17 protein-coding genes are annotated in these 19,088 nt (G+C 49.9%); 7 read left to right on the top strand and 10 right to left on the bottom strand.

Features of this window, described 5'->3' with window-relative positions:
* Positions 1-24 precede the first annotated feature (24 nt).
* Together P4D80_RS06465 and uvrC are read right to left on the bottom strand one after the other, a co-directional pair.
* Positions 25-1,038 carry a glycosyltransferase gene (locus tag P4D80_RS06465; protein WP_421658144.1) on the bottom strand — a complete coding sequence of 338 codons (1,014 nt, stop codon included), beginning with the start codon at positions 1,036-1,038 and terminating at the stop codon, positions 25-27.
* Positions 1,039-1,237: 199 nt separating this feature from the next.
* Entirely contained in the window at positions 1,238-3,217 is a 1,980-nt protein-coding gene (gene uvrC / locus P4D80_RS06460; RefSeq protein ID WP_421658142.1) for an excinuclease ABC subunit UvrC, read from the bottom strand.
* 252 nt (positions 3,218-3,469) lie between these two features.
* Between uvrC and P4D80_RS06455 the strand changes: the two genes are divergently transcribed.
* Positions 3,470-3,664 carry a hypothetical protein gene (locus P4D80_RS06455; RefSeq protein ID WP_421658141.1) on the top strand — a complete coding sequence of 65 codons (195 nt, stop codon included), beginning with the start codon at positions 3,470-3,472 and terminating at the stop codon, positions 3,662-3,664.
* Positions 3,665-4,106: 442 nt separating this feature from the next.
* Here P4D80_RS06455 and P4D80_RS06450 read toward each other — a convergent pair whose 3' ends face one another.
* Entirely contained in the window at positions 4,107-4,538 is a 432-nt protein-coding gene (locus tag P4D80_RS06450) for a response regulator (RefSeq protein ID WP_421658140.1), read from the bottom strand.
* Between the two features lie 414 nt (positions 4,539-4,952).
* Complete coding sequence (locus P4D80_RS06445) at positions 4,953-5,387, bottom strand: hypothetical protein (protein WP_421658139.1); 435 nt, start codon at positions 5,385-5,387, stop codon at positions 4,953-4,955.
* A gap of 54 nt (positions 5,388-5,441) precedes the next feature.
* On the opposite strand from P4D80_RS06445, the gene P4D80_RS06440 reads away from it, so the two are divergent.
* A complete protein-coding gene (locus tag P4D80_RS06440; protein ID WP_421658138.1) occupies positions 5,442-5,756 on the top strand; it encodes a DUF6439 family protein in 315 nt (104 codons plus the stop codon).
* Between the two features lie 3 nt (positions 5,757-5,759).
* On the opposite strand, the gene P4D80_RS06435 is transcribed toward P4D80_RS06440, so the two are convergent.
* From P4D80_RS06435 to prfC, 3 genes are all read right to left on the bottom strand, one after another.
* Positions 5,760-8,261, bottom strand: coding sequence for a M48 family metalloprotease (locus P4D80_RS06435; RefSeq protein WP_421658137.1), 2,502 nt, complete (start codon positions 8,259-8,261; stop codon positions 5,760-5,762).
* A gap of 175 nt (positions 8,262-8,436) precedes the next feature.
* Positions 8,437-10,947, bottom strand: coding sequence for a M48 family metalloprotease (locus tag P4D80_RS06430; protein ID WP_421658136.1), 2,511 nt, complete (start codon positions 10,945-10,947; stop codon positions 8,437-8,439).
* Between the two features lie 163 nt (positions 10,948-11,110).
* Positions 11,111-12,736, bottom strand: coding sequence for a peptide chain release factor 3 (prfC, locus tag P4D80_RS06425; protein ID WP_421658135.1), 1,626 nt, complete (start codon positions 12,734-12,736; stop codon positions 11,111-11,113).
* A gap of 568 nt (positions 12,737-13,304) precedes the next feature.
* Between prfC and P4D80_RS06420 the strand changes: the two genes are divergently transcribed.
* The gene (locus P4D80_RS06420; protein ID WP_421658134.1) at positions 13,305-13,640 is read left to right on the top strand and encodes a DUF4870 domain-containing protein; all 336 of its coding nucleotides are present in this window, start codon (positions 13,305-13,307) and stop codon (positions 13,638-13,640) included.
* A gap of 110 nt (positions 13,641-13,750) precedes the next feature.
* On the top strand, positions 13,751-14,098 hold the full coding sequence (locus tag P4D80_RS06415) for a DUF4870 domain-containing protein (protein WP_421658133.1): 348 nt from the start codon (positions 13,751-13,753) through the stop codon (positions 14,096-14,098).
* A 237-nt stretch (positions 14,099-14,335) separates the two neighbouring features.
* Here P4D80_RS06415 and P4D80_RS06410 read toward each other — a convergent pair whose 3' ends face one another.
* The gene (locus P4D80_RS06410) at positions 14,336-14,590 is read right to left on the bottom strand and encodes a hypothetical protein (protein WP_421658132.1); all 255 of its coding nucleotides are present in this window, start codon (positions 14,588-14,590) and stop codon (positions 14,336-14,338) included.
* Here P4D80_RS06410 and P4D80_RS06405 point away from each other — a divergent pair.
* Positions 14,577-14,723 (top strand): hypothetical protein, encoded by a 147-nt coding sequence (locus P4D80_RS06405; RefSeq protein ID WP_421658130.1) that lies wholly within the window; start codon positions 14,577-14,579, stop codon positions 14,721-14,723. The two genes, P4D80_RS06410 and P4D80_RS06405, sit on opposite strands and share 14 nt — an antisense overlap.
* 976 nt (positions 14,724-15,699) lie before the next feature.
* On the opposite strand, the gene P4D80_RS06400 is transcribed toward P4D80_RS06405, so the two are convergent.
* Positions 15,700-16,197: an acyl-CoA thioesterase gene (locus P4D80_RS06400; RefSeq protein ID WP_421658129.1), complete on the bottom strand. Its 498-nt coding sequence runs from the start codon at positions 16,195-16,197 to the stop codon at positions 15,700-15,702.
* Positions 16,198-16,745: 548 nt separating this feature from the next.
* Between P4D80_RS06400 and P4D80_RS06395 the strand changes: the two genes are divergently transcribed.
* Entirely contained in the window at positions 16,746-17,600 is an 855-nt protein-coding gene (locus P4D80_RS06395) for a universal stress protein (RefSeq protein ID WP_421658128.1), read from the top strand.
* A gap of 257 nt (positions 17,601-17,857) precedes the next feature.
* A complete protein-coding gene (locus tag P4D80_RS06390) occupies positions 17,858-18,691 on the top strand; it encodes a pentapeptide repeat-containing protein (protein ID WP_421658127.1) in 834 nt (277 codons plus the stop codon).
* A 59-nt stretch (positions 18,692-18,750) separates the two neighbouring features.
* On the opposite strand, the gene P4D80_RS06385 is transcribed toward P4D80_RS06390, so the two are convergent.
* Positions 18,751-19,074: a hypothetical protein gene (locus P4D80_RS06385; protein ID WP_421658126.1), complete on the bottom strand. Its 324-nt coding sequence runs from the start codon at positions 19,072-19,074 to the stop codon at positions 18,751-18,753.
* Between the last annotated feature and the right edge of the window lie 14 nt (positions 19,075-19,088).

Genomic DNA, 19,088 nt, shown 5'->3' with positions numbered 1-19,088 from the left:
TACTCCTCGTGGATTGTATTCTACCTATACAGAAGCTTGAGGCCCCTTGTATTCAATGATTTCGTGCTGTCGATTGCGCAGCCGATTGAGTTGAAATTTCACGGCTCCCAGGGCTTCTGGAAATACCGACACACTGCAAGATAATCCCCAGGGGATACTTTCAGCCCAGGTAAAGCCTCGACGGTGAGTACTGTAAATGGTGCGCAGCGCGGTGAGGGGATAGCGGAGAAATAAAATTAGAGACAGCCCGTAGGTGAAAGGAGCCAATATCATAGCTCCTAACGGCATAAAAAAGCCCCAGAGCCAGGTGCGTCGAACTTCTTTGACGAATTTGCGATCGGGCGAAGTGCCATGCAGGGAAGAAACCTGAGAATAGGCATAACCACACCGTTTCGCCCGGTTCCACCACTGCGCTAGGTGGTGCATGTCGGCATCGTGTAGGGTGCTGGTCTGGTCGATGCGGAGAATTTTGCCTCCCTTCTGGCGCAGGCGCACGGCCAGTTCATCGTCTTCAGCAGCAATGACAGAAGGGTTGTAAGCGCCCACGGCTGCCAGAGCGCTGGCCCGAATCATGACATCGCCACCAAAGGCATGGATCTCTCCAATCTCACCGATGTGCCATTCCACATCACAAATGCGGTTGTAGACGCTGCGTTCTGGGTAGCGTTCTTGTCGCCAACCGCAAACTGCAACTATATCCGGATGAGTATCCAGCACTTCAGCGGCGGCCTCAATCCACCCATTCACTACTTCACAGTCTCCATCAATGAACTGGACGTACTCAATGCCAGGATGGATTTCCCTTAATCGCTCGAAACCAGCATTGCGGGCGCGGGCAGCCGTAAAGGGAATGGCCATATCCAGGTTGATGACTTCAACTCCGCGATCTCGGGCGGCTTCGCAACTACCATCGGTGGAACCGGAATCGACGTATACAATCCCCTGGACTCCCTTTCCAATAGATTCCAGGCTCCGAATCAGGCGATCGCCTTCATTGCGCCCGATCACCACCACTCCCGTCTTCGTTTTAGAACCCATCCCCATGCCTGCGTACTTAGAACATCCCTAGATTTAGTCAGCCCCAAAATTCCCTACTTTGTTTAAGTACACCACAGAAATTTTCTACCTTGTAGTGAGCCCGTGAACTCAAGATGCAAAATTAGCAGTGTCCGCTTCTTTATAAAGTGAATGTTAAGGAGAGGGAAAATATAGCGGTTTTCACCCCCGCGAGCTATACCTAACTGGCTGCAACATCCGATGCCTCGGCTACTTCAGGAGTTTCTAATTCTCCCTCTTCGGGCTTGGGATGAAAGTAATCGTAAATTTGCTGGGCCAGACGCGGACCGATACCGGGAACGGTTACAATTTGCTCAGGGCTGGCTTCACGCAGGTAATCGATGGAGCGGAACGTCGCCAGAAGTTGTTTTTGCCGGTGATGGCCGAGCCCAGGAATTTCATCCAGGCGCGATCGCCGCATCCGGTCAGAGCGCTGCTGGCGATGGAAGCTGACCGCAAATCGGTGTGCCTCATCCCGCAGGCGGCGTAAAAGTTGGACACCCGGTTGCTCAGCATCGGTCGTAAGCGGCAGCGACTCGCCGGGTAAGAAAATTTCTTCCCGCTGCTTGGCAAGACTAACTACACGAACCTCTTCCAGCAAATTCATTTCGCGTAGAACTTCAACGACTGCCGAAAGCTGCCCCTTGCCACCGTCAATCATAATCAGATCAGGAAAATCAGAAGTTGCTGTGACATACCGATCCAGCACTGAATTATCATCACTCCTTAGCTGCTCACCCCGCTCCTTCATGGCGGCGTACTTACGGAAGCGTCGAGTAATCACTTCTGCCATTGAAGCGAAGTCATCGGAGTGCCCAGATGTGACTTTGGGATTTTTGATTTTGTAATGGCGGTAGTGTTGTTTGGCCGGTAAACCATCGATAAACACAACCTGGGATGCTACTGCATCTGAGCCCTGCACGTGGGAAATGTCATAACCTTCAATGCGGCGAGGCAGATCGGGCAGATCCAGGAGTTCTGTCAGGTCTTGCATCGCCTGAGTATTGCGATCAGCAAAGCGCCTGGTTCGGGCCAGTTCATATTCGGCGTTGCGCTCCACCATTTCGATCAGTTCTGCTTTGGTTTGCCGCTGAGGTGTAATAATGACTACTTTGCGTCCTTTCTGCTCACTTAAGTAACTGGCCAGCATATCCGCTTCTGGCAATTCATACTGCACCAGAATCTCAGCCGGAATCTCCACCGGGTCAACCGTCTGAAAGTGCTCCTCTAGAACGCGCTGCAAAATTTCTCCACAGGTGCCAGATTGGGCATCGGCAATGAAGCCCAAACGCCCCACTAAACGTCCGGCACGTACCTGGAATAGCTGAATACAAGCGTGTTGCTCATCGGCAGCGAGGGCGATCGCATCCCGTGAAATGGTGTCATCGGCCAGGGATACCTTCTGGTCTGCGGCGATGGTTTTGATTCCAGCAATTTGATCCCGAATGCGAGCCGCCACTTCAAAGTTGAGCGATTCGGCAGCCTGTTCCATCTGTTTGGTCAGAATGTCTTCTAACTCTTTGGTACGGCCCTGAAATACCATCGCCACCTTCTGCACAGTTTTGTGGTAATCCTCCGAGCTAATCAACTTCTGACACACACCAGGACAACGCCCAATGTCGTAGTTGAGGCAGGGACGGTCCTTAAACAGGGGTTGAGGTCGTTGGCGCAAAGGAAAGATGCGCTTGACCAGATGCAGAGTTCGCCGCAACAGCCCCACATCCACGTAGGGACCATAAAAGCGATCTTTTTCCTTGCCGTGATGTCGTTTGCGCGTGATGAAAATGCGGGGATAGGGTTCAGACCAGGTGATGCAGAGCCAGGGATACTTCTTGTCATCCTTCAGTAGCACATTGAAGTGGGGCTGGTGCTGTTTGACCAGATTGGCTTCCAGTGCCAGGGCTTCGGCCTCAGTATCTGTCACAATGAACTCAATCTCCATCACTTGACGCACCATCAGGGTGATGCGGGGCGTGTGATGAGGCCCGCTTTGAAAGTAAGAGCGAACACGCGATCGCAGTTTTTTCGATTTGCCAATGTATAGAATCTGGTCATTACCATCCCGCATCAAGTACACACCGGGTTCCGGCGGGATCTCTTTGAGGCAACTTTCTAAACGCTCCGGGTCCTGGATCAGCGGTAAATTTTTAGGGGATGTCACGAGCGAATCAGCGGATTGAGTGGGGCTTTACAAGCTTCATATCAATTTTAAGAGAATCTATAGAGATCCTTCTTGAAATTTGAACGGGTGCAGGGGGGTTCACCCCTGTGTGGGAGCGCAGCCCTCACCCCCCTTGTTCACAAACTATTTGTGAGCGCTATATAAAGACTTCAATTACGAACCGGAAAGTCAGATCCGTAATGGGAAGAATAAGCTATGTGTAATATTAGACACGCATACGTAGTTTCTACTATGAACTTAAATGAGTTTGAACTTCAGTCCCGTGACGTGATTGAACAAACCCTCAACCATCTGCAAACTGCGACACTTTTAATTACAGAGCTTGAAGCTAAGATTGTTGAGGCAGGTCAATCCGTTCAAGCACTGGGGCAACTGGTCGAAATATTTGTTACTGAACAAAGAAATCAACGAACCTCGGACGATTAGCCGATTGCAAACCCAATGTGGCAATTCTGGAAAGGAGGTCGAGTGAATCAGGGTCTTAAGGAGTCAGAACCCCGTTTCTAGAACACCCTCTTTTTCTCTCCTGGCTTCTGACTTCTATTTCCTAGGCTTCTGTCTTCTGAGGATCATGGATTTAATAACGCCGCATTCTTCTTCTAAGGATCATGGATTTAATAACGCCGCATTCTTTGATTAAACTGACCTCTCCCCCTTCCTCTCTCCGAGTCAGAGCAGGGTGCCAAAGGTAGGGTGAAGTTTTCGGAGTTATTTAACTTTCATTCCTAAGTAGCTAAGCGCAATTAAATTAGCTAAGCGCAATTAAACTAAGGATAGTTCCGGAGACGGCGGAGGTGAACCCCCCTCTACTTCCCTTGACAATTGGACAATTATAATAATTGTAGCTACCTCCTTATTTTAAAGTTTTTTAAATCAGCAAGAATGGGGGGTGCGATAGGAGAGAAGGAGTCAACTCCTCTGTAATTGCCTCTATCAGTTCGGGCAGTTTCACAGGTTTGACTAGATAACGCCGCGCACCCAGGTTCAAAGCACGCTGCCGATCTGCGTGAAAGGCATAGGCAGAAACCACAATGATAGGAGTCTGAGTCCATTCTTGTCTCTGCTGGGCTTGCTGAAGCAACGTATAACCATCCACATCGGGCAATTTCAGATCAAGCAAGATCACATGGGGCTCAAACTGCTTCATCGCAGCAGTAAACATTTCCCCTCTCGCCAGACTGAGAACATCGTATCCACAATATTTTAGGTAATCAGTCATTAATTGACGGTTGACATCGTTGTCTTCTACCAGCAAGATTCGGATGACTGATTCTGGACTAGACGTCGGAGCGGTAGACATTGCCTATCTTTACCCCATTGACCCGTAACCTATTTAAGGAAATGACATACGATTCTAAGATCTCTTAAAAACAAAAGCTAAATTAAACCTGGAATAACTTTAGCTCGATCCACGAGTTCTGGAAAAGGTGAATCTAAGTAGTTTTTAAGAGGACTTTGGGAAGCTCCATTCACCTGATCATTTTTTATAGCTGTCGCCAGGTTGCTTAGGACATTGGTTTTAAGGGGGTATGGGGGCTGCGCCCCCAGCCAGGGGTTCCACCCCTGCACCCCGTCCTAAGCCTGGTGGCTATCGCTATAATTCAGGACTGCTATGGTAAGGTTGAAGGAATAGAAATCTTGCCGATCACACCAGAGCTTCAGGCACTGGGGCAACAAAACCAGTTGCTGCTAGATAAGAGGATACCGTTAATACTTAAGGTTGAGAATTCTGCGGAATTGGACGGGGTGGCTGGGGTTCTGGTTGGGGGGAATTGATCACGGCAAAAGCCAGAAACCAACCGATCACGACCCCCAGGCCGCCAAAGCGAACTATCTGCCAGAACGGCTCTTTCAAACTACTCCAGGAAAATAAACGACTTTCCAGGTTAATTTCCAGCTCATCTAATTTTTCTTGAATTCGTTGCAATTCAACTTTGAGTTCAGGAGAGGGCGATCGCTGAATCTGCCGCCGGATCTGCTCCTTCTGCTGCTGAAGTTGCGACTGGCTTTGCTGATCCTGCTGTACCTGAACATAGCGACTTCTAAGAGTACGAAGCGACTGCTCCACAGAATCCAATTCCTGTTCAAAGTTGAATTCTTCTGACGTTTGCCCATCCGGCTTTTGCGGGGGCTTCTGAGGCGATTGCATGAGCACGTAGTAGAGTAAAGATCATGGCACCTATCCAGAATAATGCCCATTCCTATGGTTGATACTTCGGTTCAGGCTTCTAACTCCAATGCAATTTCCAGAAATCCTGCTGTTCTAAAAGAATTTAGCGCCCAGGAACTTGCCCAGGCGCTATTAGAAAAGCTAACCATTACTGATGGCGACTGGCATCGCCTTAAGTCCAACCGTCAGGCGCGGGCCAGAGAACAGACCGCCGCCGCGCTTGTCTTTTTGCTGAAAGATCAGCCCGCCGAAGCCTTACCCCGATTGCAACAGGCCGTTGGTTGGTTGGATTGCTCCATCTCGGCTCCGCCCTGCCCAACCCATGGCGATCGGGAGCGAAAAGGATAACCTTTATCCCGCCAGCAGGGATGGCAGGAAGAAGCCAAGAATAATGGATGCTGATCCTAAGACAAGCATCCAGAAGCGGGGGTGGCTGGTGACAGTCCATTTACTGGGACAGTCCATCTTGACCATATCAACCCAGGGCATAATACCCCGCCGGAACCAGCCCACCACAGTCACTTCCCGATTAATAAAGCTGTTTGCTTGCCCCATGCCAAACAGAAAATTCCCCAGGAGACCGAACCGCGAGGTGTAACGCAGGTAAATCATTCCGGTCGGGTCCTGCATTTTCAGGTCGGAGCCAAACTTATAACCCGCGTCGCCGCGACCAATGACTTCACCCGCCAATTTCACCGCACGGCCCCGTAGTGGGCTGGCGTAGGGATCGGACATTAGGGTGAGAACATCGGTCTCTGGGACACGGTTAAAGTCGGGGTACATAAAAAACATCTTCAACAGTGTGCCAAAACCAAAGCCAATCAGCATTGGTGAGACAATGATGGCTGGATTGCGATTGACGACAGCGAAGGCCGTACCAATCAGCAATCCCAATAGGGCTCCTACCTTATCTGCCCAGAGCACAAATACATCGATCGCAAAACTGCCATAGAGCTTGTGCTTGTTCAAACTGCGCCCTTCCCGCATAATCGTGCCCATGTCGAACTCGGTGTCTAACCCAAGCTGCTCGGCATAGGTACTGAGGGCACGAACTCGCTTACCTGTCAGGGGATGGGTAGAACTGAGCTCCATCCACCACGCCCAGGGGTTGAACATATCCCACAGGAAGACCCGGCCAATCTTCTGCGGCTCTGAAGCAACCCGGTAAGCAGTTCCAGTAAAGGCGGCGGATTTGGGGTCGGCAATTCCCAGCGCACGGGTTCCCTGAAGCACCGTGCTGGGTTTTTTACTGCGTTTCCCTTCTTCCAAAATTCCGTAAGCGATTTTAACCAGCGCACGGGAAAGGCCATTGGGGTTGCCCGTTACTTCAGCGGCAAAGTGGTCAGCATAGTATTCTCGTGTGCGGGAGAGATACAGCAGCAGATATTCTCCTACAACGTAAAATACGTAGGCTATCAAGGTTACGCCACGGGCGCTATTTTTGAACTGATCATTGTCAACCTGATCGGCAATTTTATTGATGTAGGCGTAGAGCAGGTAGGCAATTTGCACCAGGGTAGAGGCGAGGGTCATTACGGCAAAGTCCCAATGGACAATGTGCCCTAACTCATGGGCATAGACCGTAGCGATTTCGTCATCATCCAGGTAGGTAAACAATCCCCGACTGACGACTAATCGGGCACTGTTGGGAAGGGAACCGTAGGTAAAAGCGGTGGGGTTCTGGTCTTCGATGATCCCCAGGCGAGGCTGCTTGATTTTCTTCTGTTGGCAAACCTCTCGAATGACTTTGCCCGTTTCAGGACTGTAACGCTCAACTTCGGACAGGGAAATCCAGCGGGTTCCATAAAGCACCCCCTGGATGAAATCCATGATGATGGGGGAGATGAAGAAGATCGCTGCATTCACCAAGATGGTAATGCAGATCGTGATCACCAATCCCAATGTTGGGTTCTCGCTGTCCATAATCAGCAGGAGGCTGAGGCACAGCACCAGAATCATGCCAAACAAAAGCGAGAGAGTCACTCCAGAAGCCATCGAAAGACTGGCGGCACCCCCTTTCATTGGCAACTTAACGCCACGCCGATCAGATCGTCCTGCCTTGGGAATGTTGGCCGCTGCCGCCTGGGTACCAGAGCTCTGGGCATTTCCCCTGGCATTTTTAGCAAAGGAGGGGCTTTTGGTAGCACTACCCGCTGCTGGTGCACCTGAAGCTGGGGGCTCCTCGGATTGCTCGGTTGCTGATTCAATCGGAACCATCGTCAGAAGAAACTGCTTGGCCCAGATGCGAACGTATTCTTTGTCACTCTCAAGCAATTGACGGCAGAGGGCGATCGCCTGTTCAGTTTGTTCATTCCCTTTGTAAGCTTTGACCAGCCACATCTGGGCCTGGGCGTAGTTGCTGTCTGCCGGGTCTGTTCCCTGACAGTACTTCTCCAGATTGTCCACTGCATCGGCAAACCGTCGCATTTTGAGGGCTTTGTTGCCAGCATTCAACAGCTCAACCGATCGCTCCGATGGCAGAAGATCATGGGGAGAGGGAGTAGGGAGTACTGGTTCAGGGCGTGCTGGCTCGGTAGCCGGAGCGGCTTCTGTAGCTGCCGGAACTGATGCCCCATTGATTGCTGTAGATAGGGTCGGCAAAGTCCGCTGGGCCCACTCTCGTACCTGTCTGTATTCACAGGCAGCCATTTCCTGACAAAGGGCGATCGCCTTCGCGGGCTGCCCACTTTCCTGGTATGCCTTCACCAGGTACATCTGCGCCTGAAAAAATTCTTTAGACCGATTATGTGAATGATTTTTACAAAATGTTTCAAATGCCTGAACTGCCTCCAGATAATGCTTTTGCTTCAATGCATTCAATCCAGCTTGCAGTAAACCCGATGGGGAAGACATAGGAACTCTCTCCTGACTGGTTGACTGATAAATTCGGGGGGCATGGTTTTAGAATTCCCTGAGTTGGAATTTATTGATCAATTTCAGTGTGTAGGAGGATATTTCCGGATTGGATAGTACTGGAGCAGGGTAGGGTGGGCACTCCCATTCCCATTTAAAGTTTTTCGGGTAATTCCTAAATATTGCTACCAAAGGCAATGATGAGAATACCCCAGGTGGCGGTCAGTAGACCTAAAACTGTAGCCCAGACGGGATGATTGCTGCGATCCACTCGCCCGCTCTGGGTACAGAGGTGATCGACATCAATCCAGGGAGCAGCCCCCCGGCGAAACCAGCCAGTCGCTGTCAGGTCTTGCTGGATAAAACCCGTGAAGCGAGATTGCCGAGGAAAAAGGTTGCCAATGGGCCCCAAGGGAGAGATGCAGTGCAATCGGACAATTCCTGTTGCTGTCTTCAAAAGCAAATCCTGGCTCAGCAGGTTACTGATCCCAGGACGGCCCAGAAGTTTACCCTCCAGACGGACGGGGGTGCTGTCGATAGGAATGGTGGCAGGATCGTTGAGTAATTCTGGGAGGGAAAGGGCAAATTCCTGCCCATTATCCACGGGTAGTTTGAGATCCGGGAAGGAGGGATTGATGCGAATGAAAGTACCAAGGCTGAACCCAATCAGAGGCAGGCCTTGAAAGATGGCGCGATCGCCATACATCCAGGCGATCGAGTTTGCATTTGTGTATACACCCAACCATCCAATTAGAGAAAGAGTCAATGCCAGCAACAAACCAAATGCCAAACCAAAGAAAGGGGCACCCTGCAACAAAAGGGTTCGCCATTGAGCGGCTGTAAAGCTCGATTTCTTTTTGGGGGAAGCCTTTGCTTCCAGATCCGGATTAAATTCCAACTCTGTTGGTAATCTCCAGTAGCGGGCATAGCGAGCCTGTAACCGGAGGCGATCGCCCGTTGGCGGGTGGGAGTTGGGAAGGGAAAGCCAGTGCCGATAGGGGTTGGTCCATTCCCACTCCAGTACTCGCTCCAGGGACGTATGGTGGTACAGACTGCCGAGGGTGGTTGCCATTCGGTGACTCAGGGGAGTCAGCAGTTCAAACCCCTCCAGCAGGTAGCTGGTCTGCCCTTCGTGTTCAACGGCTTTGGCTGTGCCGATCGCAATTTTAAGCAGGGCACGGGTGAAGCCATTGGGGTTGCCGGTCAGGTCTGCTGCTGAGTGATCGCTATAGTAGACGCGCTGCCGGGAGAGCCATAGCCCAATCCAGCGAGTCAGAGAATACAGCCCATAGCTGACGGTTGAGACCGCAATCGCCAAACCACGCACAAGAGGCATTTGCTGGCGGTTGCCCCAGTCAGATACCAGTGCGTAAATCGTGAATGGAATTTGATTCACGACGGTCAGGAGGGACATCAACGGCACATCCCAATGAGCAATATGCCCTATTTCACTAGCGTAGACAGTCGCTATCTCATCATCTTCCAGTTGTTCCAGCAGCCCTTGACTAACCACCAGTCGAGTGAATTGGGGCAAAACCCCATAGCTGAATGCCACCGGGGCGAGTGTGGGGATAATTCCTAGCGTTGGCATTGGCACTCGACGCTGACGGCAATAGCGGCTGATAGCCTTAACCGTTTCTGGGCTGTAGTTTGATAGCTGATTCAAAGACAATGGTTGCAACCCATGCCCCATTGTCAGTAACCCGTCCAGTAGCCAGCGGGAGGCCAGAAACAGAAACACCAGCGGAATCACAATCGACCAGACGGGATACTCTGGGATGACCCGTTGGAGATGCAAAAACGGGATTTTAGTGATCGCAATCCCCCAAATAAGATTTGCCAGGTAAACAATCTGCTGTAGTACCCAAAACAGAGCGATCGCTGTCCCTGCCTGGGTCAGGAGCAACCAGGAGATGTCTACCTTTCCGAGAGGATTCCACTGTTTGGCCCGTGGTGCCTGTTGCCAACCAGGACGGTAGGAAAGCAGTTCTTCAATCGGAAGAGGGGCTGGGGAGTGGAGAGTGGAGTATGCAGGGGCAGCGCTTCTTCCCTCCTGGGAAGAGGTAGAGATTAGGGAAAGCGAGGGGGTAGCGTCAGAGAATTCTTCCGCAGTTGGGGAATTTTGGGGTTCTTCTGGTGAAGTGGAGTGGGAGGGAACCTGGAGAGGAACGAAGCCTGTCGCAGAATTTTCTGTCGCGGTGATCGCCCCGTCTGGGCTTTCTGCATCGTCTAAAACAACTGATTGACGGGGAACGGATGAACCATCAAAAGGAATAAAGCCAGTTAAATCAACCTCTGTTTCGACCTCTGAGACGGTTTGACTTTCCATACCTCCGGGTTTACTGGTTTCAATGTTGCCTGACGCTGTCGCTTCTACGGGAAATTGCGGAAATCGTCTGGCCAGATTTTCCAGGGTGCGGCTTGCCCACTCTTTGACCTGTGAATCTCCGCTTTTGTAAAGAGTCTGGCAAAGGGTAATCGCTTTTTGGGGATTGCTGTTACGAGTGTAGGCAACGACCAGACCCATTTGAGCTTTGAGGTTGAGAGGATGGTTGGGTGGTAGGGAGATGGTTTCAAGCAGCGCGATCGCCTCTGGATAATCACCCTGCTTAACGGCAGCCAACCCAGCTTCTGCATCATTCAAAGCCTTGGCGCTGGGAGTAGACGAGTCAGGAACAGGAGGCATGGTAGAAGTTCTCCTGAGTAAAGGGCACTAAAGGTTACTGCTGGAAGCCAAAACGAAGAAGAGGAAAGGGGAAGCAGGTAGGCGAGAGTATCTGCAAACCTAAATTCCAATCCCCGACTGCTAGCCTCTCTTCCATAACCATTGACAACTATCTAGCATAGCCTCACAAGGAGGCAGGTTCTCTCCCAGAAACTACGGGGGCGATCGCGTTTAGTTTTAACTCCGGATGGTCTTCTTGTAACTGGTGCAGGTTCCATTCGTTACGAAATAGCAACACTGGACGGTCCCAAATGTCTTTTACCGTCACCGTATTAAACAGGCGGCCTACCTTCTGCAAAGCTTCCCACCCCCCCTCGACCCAGCGGGCCACACTGTACGGCAGAAGTTCTAACCGGGTCTCGACACCGTATTCATTTTGTAGCCGGAACTGAACCACTTCAAACTGAAGCTGACCCACCGCAGCCAGGATGGGGTCCCGCTTCGCTTCATCCGCAGAATACATAATCTGAACGGCACCTTCTTCCCGCAGTTCAGACACTCCTTTCTGAAACTGTTTGAATTTGGAAGGATTCGGATTTTTGAGGTAGGCAAATAATTCCGGCGAAAAGCTGGGAATCCCTTCGTATTCAAGCTTTTGCCCGACGTAGATCGTATCTCCAATTGCAAAAACACCCGGATTGTTCAATCCAATCACGTCACCGGGGTAGGCTTCCTCAATCACGGCCCGATCCTGGGCAAACAACTTTTGAGGACGAGACAGACGCACAACCTTACCAGTGCGAGCGTGGTTCACGGTCATGTCTTTTTCAAACTTGCCGGAACAAACGCGAATGAACGCGACGCGATCGCGGTGTTTGGGGTCCATGTTGGCCTGTAACTTAAACACAAACCCGGAGAATTCTGGATAGGTTGGGGGAATTTCTCCCTCTGTGCTCATATGGGCAACGGGTTTGAGGGCGTAGTCCAGAAAGGCGTCAAGAAAGAGTTCAACGCCAAAGTTGGTCATGGCGCTGCCAAAGAAGACGGGAGTCATCTTGCCCTGGTGCACCTGCTCCAGGTCTAGCTCTGGCCCTAGCCCCTCTAACACTTCCAGGTCATCTTTGAACTGGTAATACAGCTCTGGTTCCAGCAAATCTTCGATGCGCGGATCTCCCAAATCGATTACCGTGTCAATCGCCTCCCGCTGACCGTGAGCGCTGCGCTCAAACAGATGAATCTGACGGGAACGGCGGTCAAACACCCCCTTGAAGCGATCGCCCATCCCAATCGGCCAGTTGACCGCGTAGGTTTGCAAATCGAGTTCCTGCTCAATTTCATCCAGCAGTTCCAGTGGCTCACGTCCGGGACGGTCTAATTTATTTACAAACGTGAAAATGGGTAGCCCCCGCATCCGACAAACCTCAAACAGCTTGCGGGTTTGGGGTTCCAAGCCCTTCGCAGCGTCAATCAGCATAACGGCATTGTCTGCCGCTGCCAGGGTCCGGTAGGTGTCTTCGCTAAAGTCCTGGTGGCCAGGAGTGTCGAGCAGGTTAATGTGGCAGCCCCGATATTCAAATTGCAACACTGTAGAGGTGATCGAAATCCCCCGTTGTTGCTCCATCTCCATCCAGTCTGAAGTGGCGTGCCGCTGTGCCCGTCGTGCTTTGACAGCTCCAGCCTGGTGAATAGCACCCCCATATAGCAGCAGTTTTTCAGTGAGGGTCGTTTTTCCGGCGTCTGGGTGAGAAATAATTGCAAAGTTGCGCCGTTGGTCAACTGCTGCTTGTAATTCGGCTTCAATTTCAGACATGCTGGACTTCAGATAGGGATCTTTTATTTAGGATATATTTAGGATAGCGAGAGTAAACGCCTTTGTAAGAATAACGAATTTTATAAGTAGTTAAGTAAGTAGCTAAGCGCAGTTAAATTAAGGATAATTTCGGGAGTGGAGGGGGGTGTCCCCCTCTGCCCGAAGGCGTAGCCCCTACTCCCCCCTTTAAAATTAATTGTGGCTACCTACTTAAGCTAGTGCCCAATGACATAGGCCTAGTAGTCAGTCAATCAATAATTGACGGGTAGCCAAAATTCAGGTTGTTGAGTAGGGTGGAATTTTGCGAGTCTTCGACCCGTCAAAATTTTCCTGACGGAACACTAGTAACCATTGATGATATAAGCCTAGTAACCATTAGGTTGGGGAGTGAGGAGTAGGAGAGAGCCAGAATGGTATCCGTATTCCCGCTGTGCTGTACCAGACGCAGTTAAATTGAGGATCATTCCCCGGGTAGAGGGGGTGAACCTCCCTACTTGGGGGTGCAGTCCCTACTCCCCCCTTTACAATTAATTATGGCTACCTACTTACTACTAAAAACGCCAATTTTATGACTGATTTAGATACTCGTAAATTACTCTCGGCACTCTGCCATGGGGCGATTTTTTTAAGCCCTACAGTTGTCTCATTGGGAATTCCAATCGCCATTCTGGTGTTAAATGACGATTCAGTAGTGAAAGAAAACGCCAAAGAGTCGATTAATTTTCACATCAATCTTTATCTTTATGGCATTGTTTTTTCGTTACTGATTTTTGTTGCAATTGGCATTCCTTTGCTGATTATTTTATGGATTATCAGTATTTTGATGCCAATTGTGGCGATTGTTCATTGTGCATCCAATCCAACAAAGCCCTACCGCTATCCCTTCATTTTGCGGATTGTGTAAAAACTCTTCGGTAAACCCGCCCTCAAAATTCGTGTTCTCACCCGACTGGAATCGCGGCGATCGCTGTATATTGGCAATGTAGTGAAACCTCAGTGGATGCGAGGCTGCCAATGCAAACCCCCGAAGTATACGATACCGACAAGCGTAAACTATTGTCTGCTCTAGCCCACGGGTCAATTTTTTTTAGTGGACTAATTATTTCAATTGGCATTCCCATTGCGCTCCTGTTTATATCTAACGATCCAGTTGTGAAGGATAATGCGAAGGAAGCAATCAATTTTCACTTTAATGTATGGCTGTACGGAGTCATTCTGATTCCTCTATCTTTCATCACTTTTGGGCTGGCAGGAGGGATCTGGTGGCTTGTTCACTGGGGGCTAACAATTTGGGCAATTATTCATTGCTTCAATCAAGCAGATAAACCATTCCGCTATCCGTTCATTTTCCGTCCGTTTTAGTGTTGAAAAAATAAATTGCCCCGCAGGCGAGACTCTGTGGGGCAGTTGAGACAGTTAAACGCTTAGTTGCTATTTAGTGTGCAAGACTTTTGTAGATGTTTCTCCTATTCATGTGACGGTTTTCTCATTGTCCTTGCAAACGTATCGAAAACTGCAACCAGGACTTTGATGAAGCCTCAATCTGATTAGACTGACTGTACTCATGCACTAATGACAGGCAGCCAATTGGCTGCTTTTTTATGACTGGTCCATCAGCATGGGCAGAAATTCTTGAATCATAACTGGCACATAATCTCTTGCAGTCCAACCTAAGAATAAGCCTGTCAGGGAAACGAGCAGTAGGATCACAAATGCCTGCCAATTTTCAAACCCAGCCGTCTGTACATCAACTCTGGCTAGTGCTTCTGCTGCAATGATGGTCAGTATGTAGAGAAAGACGTGAAGCCAGAACAGGATGATGGTTGCCAGGATTGCCAGCATGAATATTGACATGAAGGCGACCGTATCCGATGTGAACCAGCGGGCAATGAAGCGGTTGAAGCTGGTCAAAGGGCTGATGAATGCAGAGCAGATGATCCAGATCCAGGTGATCGCAAAAACCATCGGAATGCTGATGGACATTTGAAAAACCTTTAATTCTGGAAATCGGGGATCGGATAGGAACCAGCCGAAGCTAATGTATGCTACTAGCAGCAGCGACAGGGACAGAATTGGAAGCTTCTTTAGACTCCACGAGGTTTTGCCCACTTGTACGCTCCTCGATTGACATTTGGTTACATTTAGTAAATTATGAGTCGATCCTCCCTAACTTTTCTTAACAAGGAGGGAACCGAATCAAAAGTGCTTAAAGTTTATCTTTTAAGGGGGATAGAGGGGTCGAACCACAATTTCCAAGCAACCGAAGGGTTATTAGCAGTTCTAAATCAGTCGTGAGATTGAAAGGTTTTGTGAGAAAAGATTCCGTAGGATTCCTTTCTCACAATCCAAATGGGATTGCTACATACACCATAGCCCTTTATTCAAACTTTATTCAAATAAATAGTTGGGTCGTGAATCAGAGAAATGTGGGCTCATAACTTACCAAAGTTTTCAGGTTTGATTGACTCAAATCTGAAGACAGGCAAATGAAGGTCTCCCGGTAATTTTTACAAATTTTCCCACACCGCTTTGATGCACTACCAACAGTTGTTATGCGCCACAAATATAGCGGTAGTCATTATGGTTAGGACGGGGTGTAGGGGTGGAACCCTTGACTGGGGGCGAAGCCCCCACTCCCTCTCTAATTCCAATGTCTTAACGCACCCGCGTAGAGCCATAACACAAATAAATAGACAGTTCGGGAGCAATAGACAGTTCGGGAGCGTATCTGTGAACCATCTAAGAATGCGGCGCATGACAAGTGCTTTTGGACTGGCACTCGTCGGCATATGGCTCACCATTTGCCCGTTGTACGTGGTGCAGCCTTCGACCTCGCTGTACAACGGTGCGGCCACCGCCGAAGTACTGTTCTCGATCCGGGACGTCGTTTTGACCTGCATTCTCCTTGGCCTAGGTCTTTAGGCTATCAGGGCTGAGTCTCCCTTCCCTTCCACTTTTGTCAGTCAACCAAGCCCAGCAGTCAACTTCAACAAAGCATCCTTTAAACCCAGCGGTAGCTGGCGTAGAATCTTACCCCGTTCCTGCTCTACGGGCACCAGCGTGACACGGGCTGTTACAAACAAATCCTGCCCATCGGGCGATCGAATTTCGTAGTCTACAGGAATGCGGACTCCCGCTATCTTTGCAATGCGGGTTTTCACAATCGCTGTCATCCCCATCAAAACTGGCTGACGATAGCGGATGGAAAGCTCAACCACGCGCAATTCACAACCCAGAGCAACCAGCTTTGCGTAATCAACCCCAATGGAGCGTAAGCATTCAACCCGCGCCTCCTCCATCCATGCCACATAGGAACCATGCCAGACGACTCCACCGTAGTCCGTATGATGGGGGTGGGCTGTGACAGGATATTCAAACCAGTTGTCGGAAGGAACCTGGAGCGCGTTTTGAATGGCAACTGTAGGTAGCTGTTGGGACGGATCCGTAGGCTTGTCTGTCATGCAATCGATAACTTAATAAGGCGAGACTTGAGATTAAGTTTGACACCCGGTTTTCCTTTGTTTAAGAGACTGAGTACTCATATTTTGAGTACTCATATTTAGATTATATTTTGAGCACCCCATTAAAAGTGGGATCGATTGATACAAATTGATTGAAATAATAGAGTGAGCTAGCTATTCCAGGCCATTTCTAGCAAATAAGTGTAACAAAAATCTTTATGATTTGTTTTTCTAGAGCTGACCTTTAAGTTAGAAAATTGGAATGAGAAAAATTGATACTTCTTTACAAATTTGGAGGTATTTTATAGGGTTGAAAATACAAATATCAGGTTTCATTAAAAGTATAATTACCCATTAGAAACATCGACTGAAGAGGCTCTCGTGAGAGTTTAATGATAAGCCTGGTTTATCGAAGACAGAGTCAATCGGTTTTTCTCCCAGACTTTGAACACGAGGATCACGATTGTTGACTGCAATCGCCACTTCCCTTCAGCCGATGCTTGAATATGCAGGTCAACAGAATTCAACTGAATTTAAGAGGCAAAGCAATGATAGAGAAAATTCTTCTAGCTGACTCCGGCACTGGACATTCCGAAGAAATGCTCAAAGCCTTGATGGAAATTCCCTCCATTCAACGGGCTAATGTCACCGTCTTGCATGTCGTTCCACCCCAGGTCACCTCCGATGCGATGACCGAAAAATGGGAAGCAGGGGGGCGATTTTTAGCCAACGCAATTCAGTCTCTCAAGCTGGACCCCAGTCATGTCAGTGGTTTGCTGCGCCAGGGTGAACCCAAGGATGTGGTGCTCAAAGTTGCAGAAGAAATTGATGCTGACCTGATCATCATGGGATCACGGGGTTTGGCGCGCATCGTCTCCATCCTGGAAAATTCCGTCAGCCAATATGTGTTTCAACTGTCTTCCCGCCCAATGCTGCTGGTTAAAGACGATATCTACGTCAAGCGGATTAACCGGATTATGGTTGCAATGGATAAATCGGACTCTGCCAAACAGTGTCTCAAGCTGGCCCTGTTCATGCTACGAGATATTAAAGGTGGGCAGTTGATTCTGGTTCATGTCGATCCAGATCAGAGCGGCAAGCATAAAGAACTCACAGGTGCTGAGGCAGAACGCGATCCAGTACTATCGGCGGCGGTCACGGAAGCGAAACGGTCTGGGGTGAACTACCGCTGCATCACCAGTGCGGGCAGACCCGGTGAAGAAATTTGTCGCATTGCCGAAGAGATGAATGTGGATCTGCTGATGCTGGGCTCTCCCGATCGCCGTCCCTCCATTGCTAAAGTCCTGCCTGATTTAGATCGACTGTTGGGCACTTCCCTCTCCGATTACGTCCGAGTTCACGCTAACTGTCCCGTTCTCCTGGCCCGTACACCGGCGGCGTAGAACAGGGTAGAGGGTGGATAGGTGGACGGGTGGTAGGGGTACGGAGTGATGGAGTAAAGAAGTGGGAGGAGTAAGGAGTGAGAGAGTGAATGAGCGGATGGGTGATGGAGTCAACCAACAACTGACATCCCCTATCACCCTATCCCTTCCCCCTCTGTAACGACTAAAACGACTAACACTAACAACTCTTTCCGCTCCTCAATTCTTCCAGGTTATTTCACACCGGGTTGTAAGGAATTGGTGCTATCTTGGTTTCAATGAATGACTTAGAGTGGTGTTATCAAGTCCTGGAACTCAAGCCTGGCGCATCTCTGGAGGAGGTGAACCAGGCCTATAAAGATCTGGTTTTTATCTGGCACCCTGATCGCATCCCCAAAGATAACCCTCGTCTGCTGCAAAAAGCTCAGGAAAAGCTGAAGGATTTGAATTCAGCACGCGATCACCTGCGGGCTTATTGTTCTGGTAACTCCTCACAGAACCGTCATTCTACCCGCTATCACCATTACAAACCCTATCCCCGCCCCCACGAGTCTTACCACTCATCCAATTCAACTCAACGCCCATCTGCCACCAATCGTCAAACTGAGCCCCAGACCCGCACCTACTCTCAGACCTATACCCAGGCCCAGAAGCCACCCCATTACCAGACCCAAACTTCTTACCAGCCGGAGGGGGCCACCCACTTCAATCACCACACGCCACCCTATTCTTCTACAAACGGTCGCCATCCCGACCTCAGTGGCGTTGATTTGAGTGGGCAAAATCTGTGTGAGAAAGACCTTTCTGGCAGAAACTTGAGTAACGCTAATTTAAGTAATACCAACCTGAGCGATGCTTTTCTGCACCACGTCAATCTGAGCGGAGCAAACCTGCAACGAGCCAACCTGTTTCGGGCGAACTTGCTTCAAGCAAATCTGCGCCGGGCGAATTTAAGGAGTTGCAATTTGATTGGTGCTGACCTCAGCGGAGCTGACCTGAGCGGAGCTGACCTGACGGGTGCCCAAATTGGTTATCCCAACCGCGTCATGGTCAAACTGACGGGAGCCAACCTGTCGGGGACGATTATGCCGGATGGTACTGTGCATGAATGAAGTAAGCAAGCTCTCTTAGGGAACTCTACAGGGATTTTCAACAGTCTCCTATGAGTCTCCTATGCTTCCTCAGTCGCCGTGTCCGCGGTCGTTGGTTCCTCAACTGTTTCAGACGTTGTCTCTTCTGTCTCCGGGGCTGGCTCTTCAACAGGAGGTTTGGGCCTTTCAGGTTTAGGACCGCGCATCAAAGCAGGGTTAATCGCCTGTTTGGGTTTCTCCTTTTCCCCCCGATGGGAACCTTTTTTACCTTTGCCTTTGCCCTTACCACGATCGCGATCGTGACTGCGCGGCTCTCTCGCTGGCTCAGAACTGAGATGAGTCTCACCTTCGCCAGCCGCCGCTTTTGCCTGGCGCTCAGACTTCTTAATGGGACGCTCTACCATTGTTAAGACCTGTT

The organism is Leptothermofonsia sp. ETS-13 (genome assembly GCF_049200465.1).
Classification (GTDB): Bacteria; Cyanobacteriota; Cyanobacteriia; order Leptolyngbyales; family Leptolyngbyaceae; genus Leptothermofonsia.
The sequence above is the reverse complement of the archived record's forward strand: the minus strand, read 5'-3'. Positions and strand labels throughout refer to the sequence as shown.

Excerpts from the sequence above, each read along its gene's own strand:
- P4D80_RS06465 (WP_421658144.1), bottom strand. The coding sequence starts at position 1,038 with ATGGGTTCTAAAACGAAGACGGGAGTGGTGGTGATCGGGCGCAATGAA.
- P4D80_RS06455 (WP_421658141.1), top strand. The coding sequence starts at position 3,470 with ATGAACTTAAATGAGTTTGAACTTCAGTCCCGTGACGTGATTGAACAA.
- P4D80_RS06450 (WP_421658140.1), bottom strand. The coding sequence starts at position 4,538 with ATGTCTACCGCTCCGACGTCTAGTCCAGAATCAGTCATCCGAATCTTG.
- P4D80_RS06445 (WP_421658139.1), bottom strand. The coding sequence starts at position 5,387 with ATGCAATCGCCTCAGAAGCCCCCGCAAAAGCCGGATGGGCAAACGTCA.
- P4D80_RS06440 (WP_421658138.1), top strand. The coding sequence starts at position 5,442 with ATGGTTGATACTTCGGTTCAGGCTTCTAACTCCAATGCAATTTCCAGA.
- P4D80_RS06435 (WP_421658137.1), bottom strand. The coding sequence starts at position 8,261 with ATGTCTTCCCCATCGGGTTTACTGCAAGCTGGATTGAATGCATTGAAG.
- P4D80_RS06430 (WP_421658136.1), bottom strand. The coding sequence starts at position 10,947 with ATGCCTCCTGTTCCTGACTCGTCTACTCCCAGCGCCAAGGCTTTGAAT.
- prfC (WP_421658135.1), bottom strand. The coding sequence starts at position 12,736 with ATGTCTGAAATTGAAGCCGAATTACAAGCAGCAGTTGACCAACGGCGC.
- P4D80_RS06420 (WP_421658134.1), top strand. The coding sequence starts at position 13,305 with ATGACTGATTTAGATACTCGTAAATTACTCTCGGCACTCTGCCATGGG.
- P4D80_RS06415 (WP_421658133.1), top strand. The coding sequence starts at position 13,751 with ATGCAAACCCCCGAAGTATACGATACCGACAAGCGTAAACTATTGTCT.
- P4D80_RS06405 (WP_421658130.1), top strand. The coding sequence starts at position 14,577 with ATGAATATTGACATGAAGGCGACCGTATCCGATGTGAACCAGCGGGCA.
- P4D80_RS06410 (WP_421658132.1), bottom strand. The coding sequence starts at position 14,590 with ATGTCAATATTCATGCTGGCAATCCTGGCAACCATCATCCTGTTCTGG.
- P4D80_RS06400 (WP_421658129.1), bottom strand. The coding sequence starts at position 16,197 with ATGACAGACAAGCCTACGGATCCGTCCCAACAGCTACCTACAGTTGCC.
- P4D80_RS06395 (WP_421658128.1), top strand. The coding sequence starts at position 16,746 with ATGATAGAGAAAATTCTTCTAGCTGACTCCGGCACTGGACATTCCGAA.
- P4D80_RS06390 (WP_421658127.1), top strand. The coding sequence starts at position 17,858 with ATGAATGACTTAGAGTGGTGTTATCAAGTCCTGGAACTCAAGCCTGGC.
- P4D80_RS06385 (WP_421658126.1), bottom strand. The coding sequence starts at position 19,074 with ATGGTAGAGCGTCCCATTAAGAAGTCTGAGCGCCAGGCAAAAGCGGCG.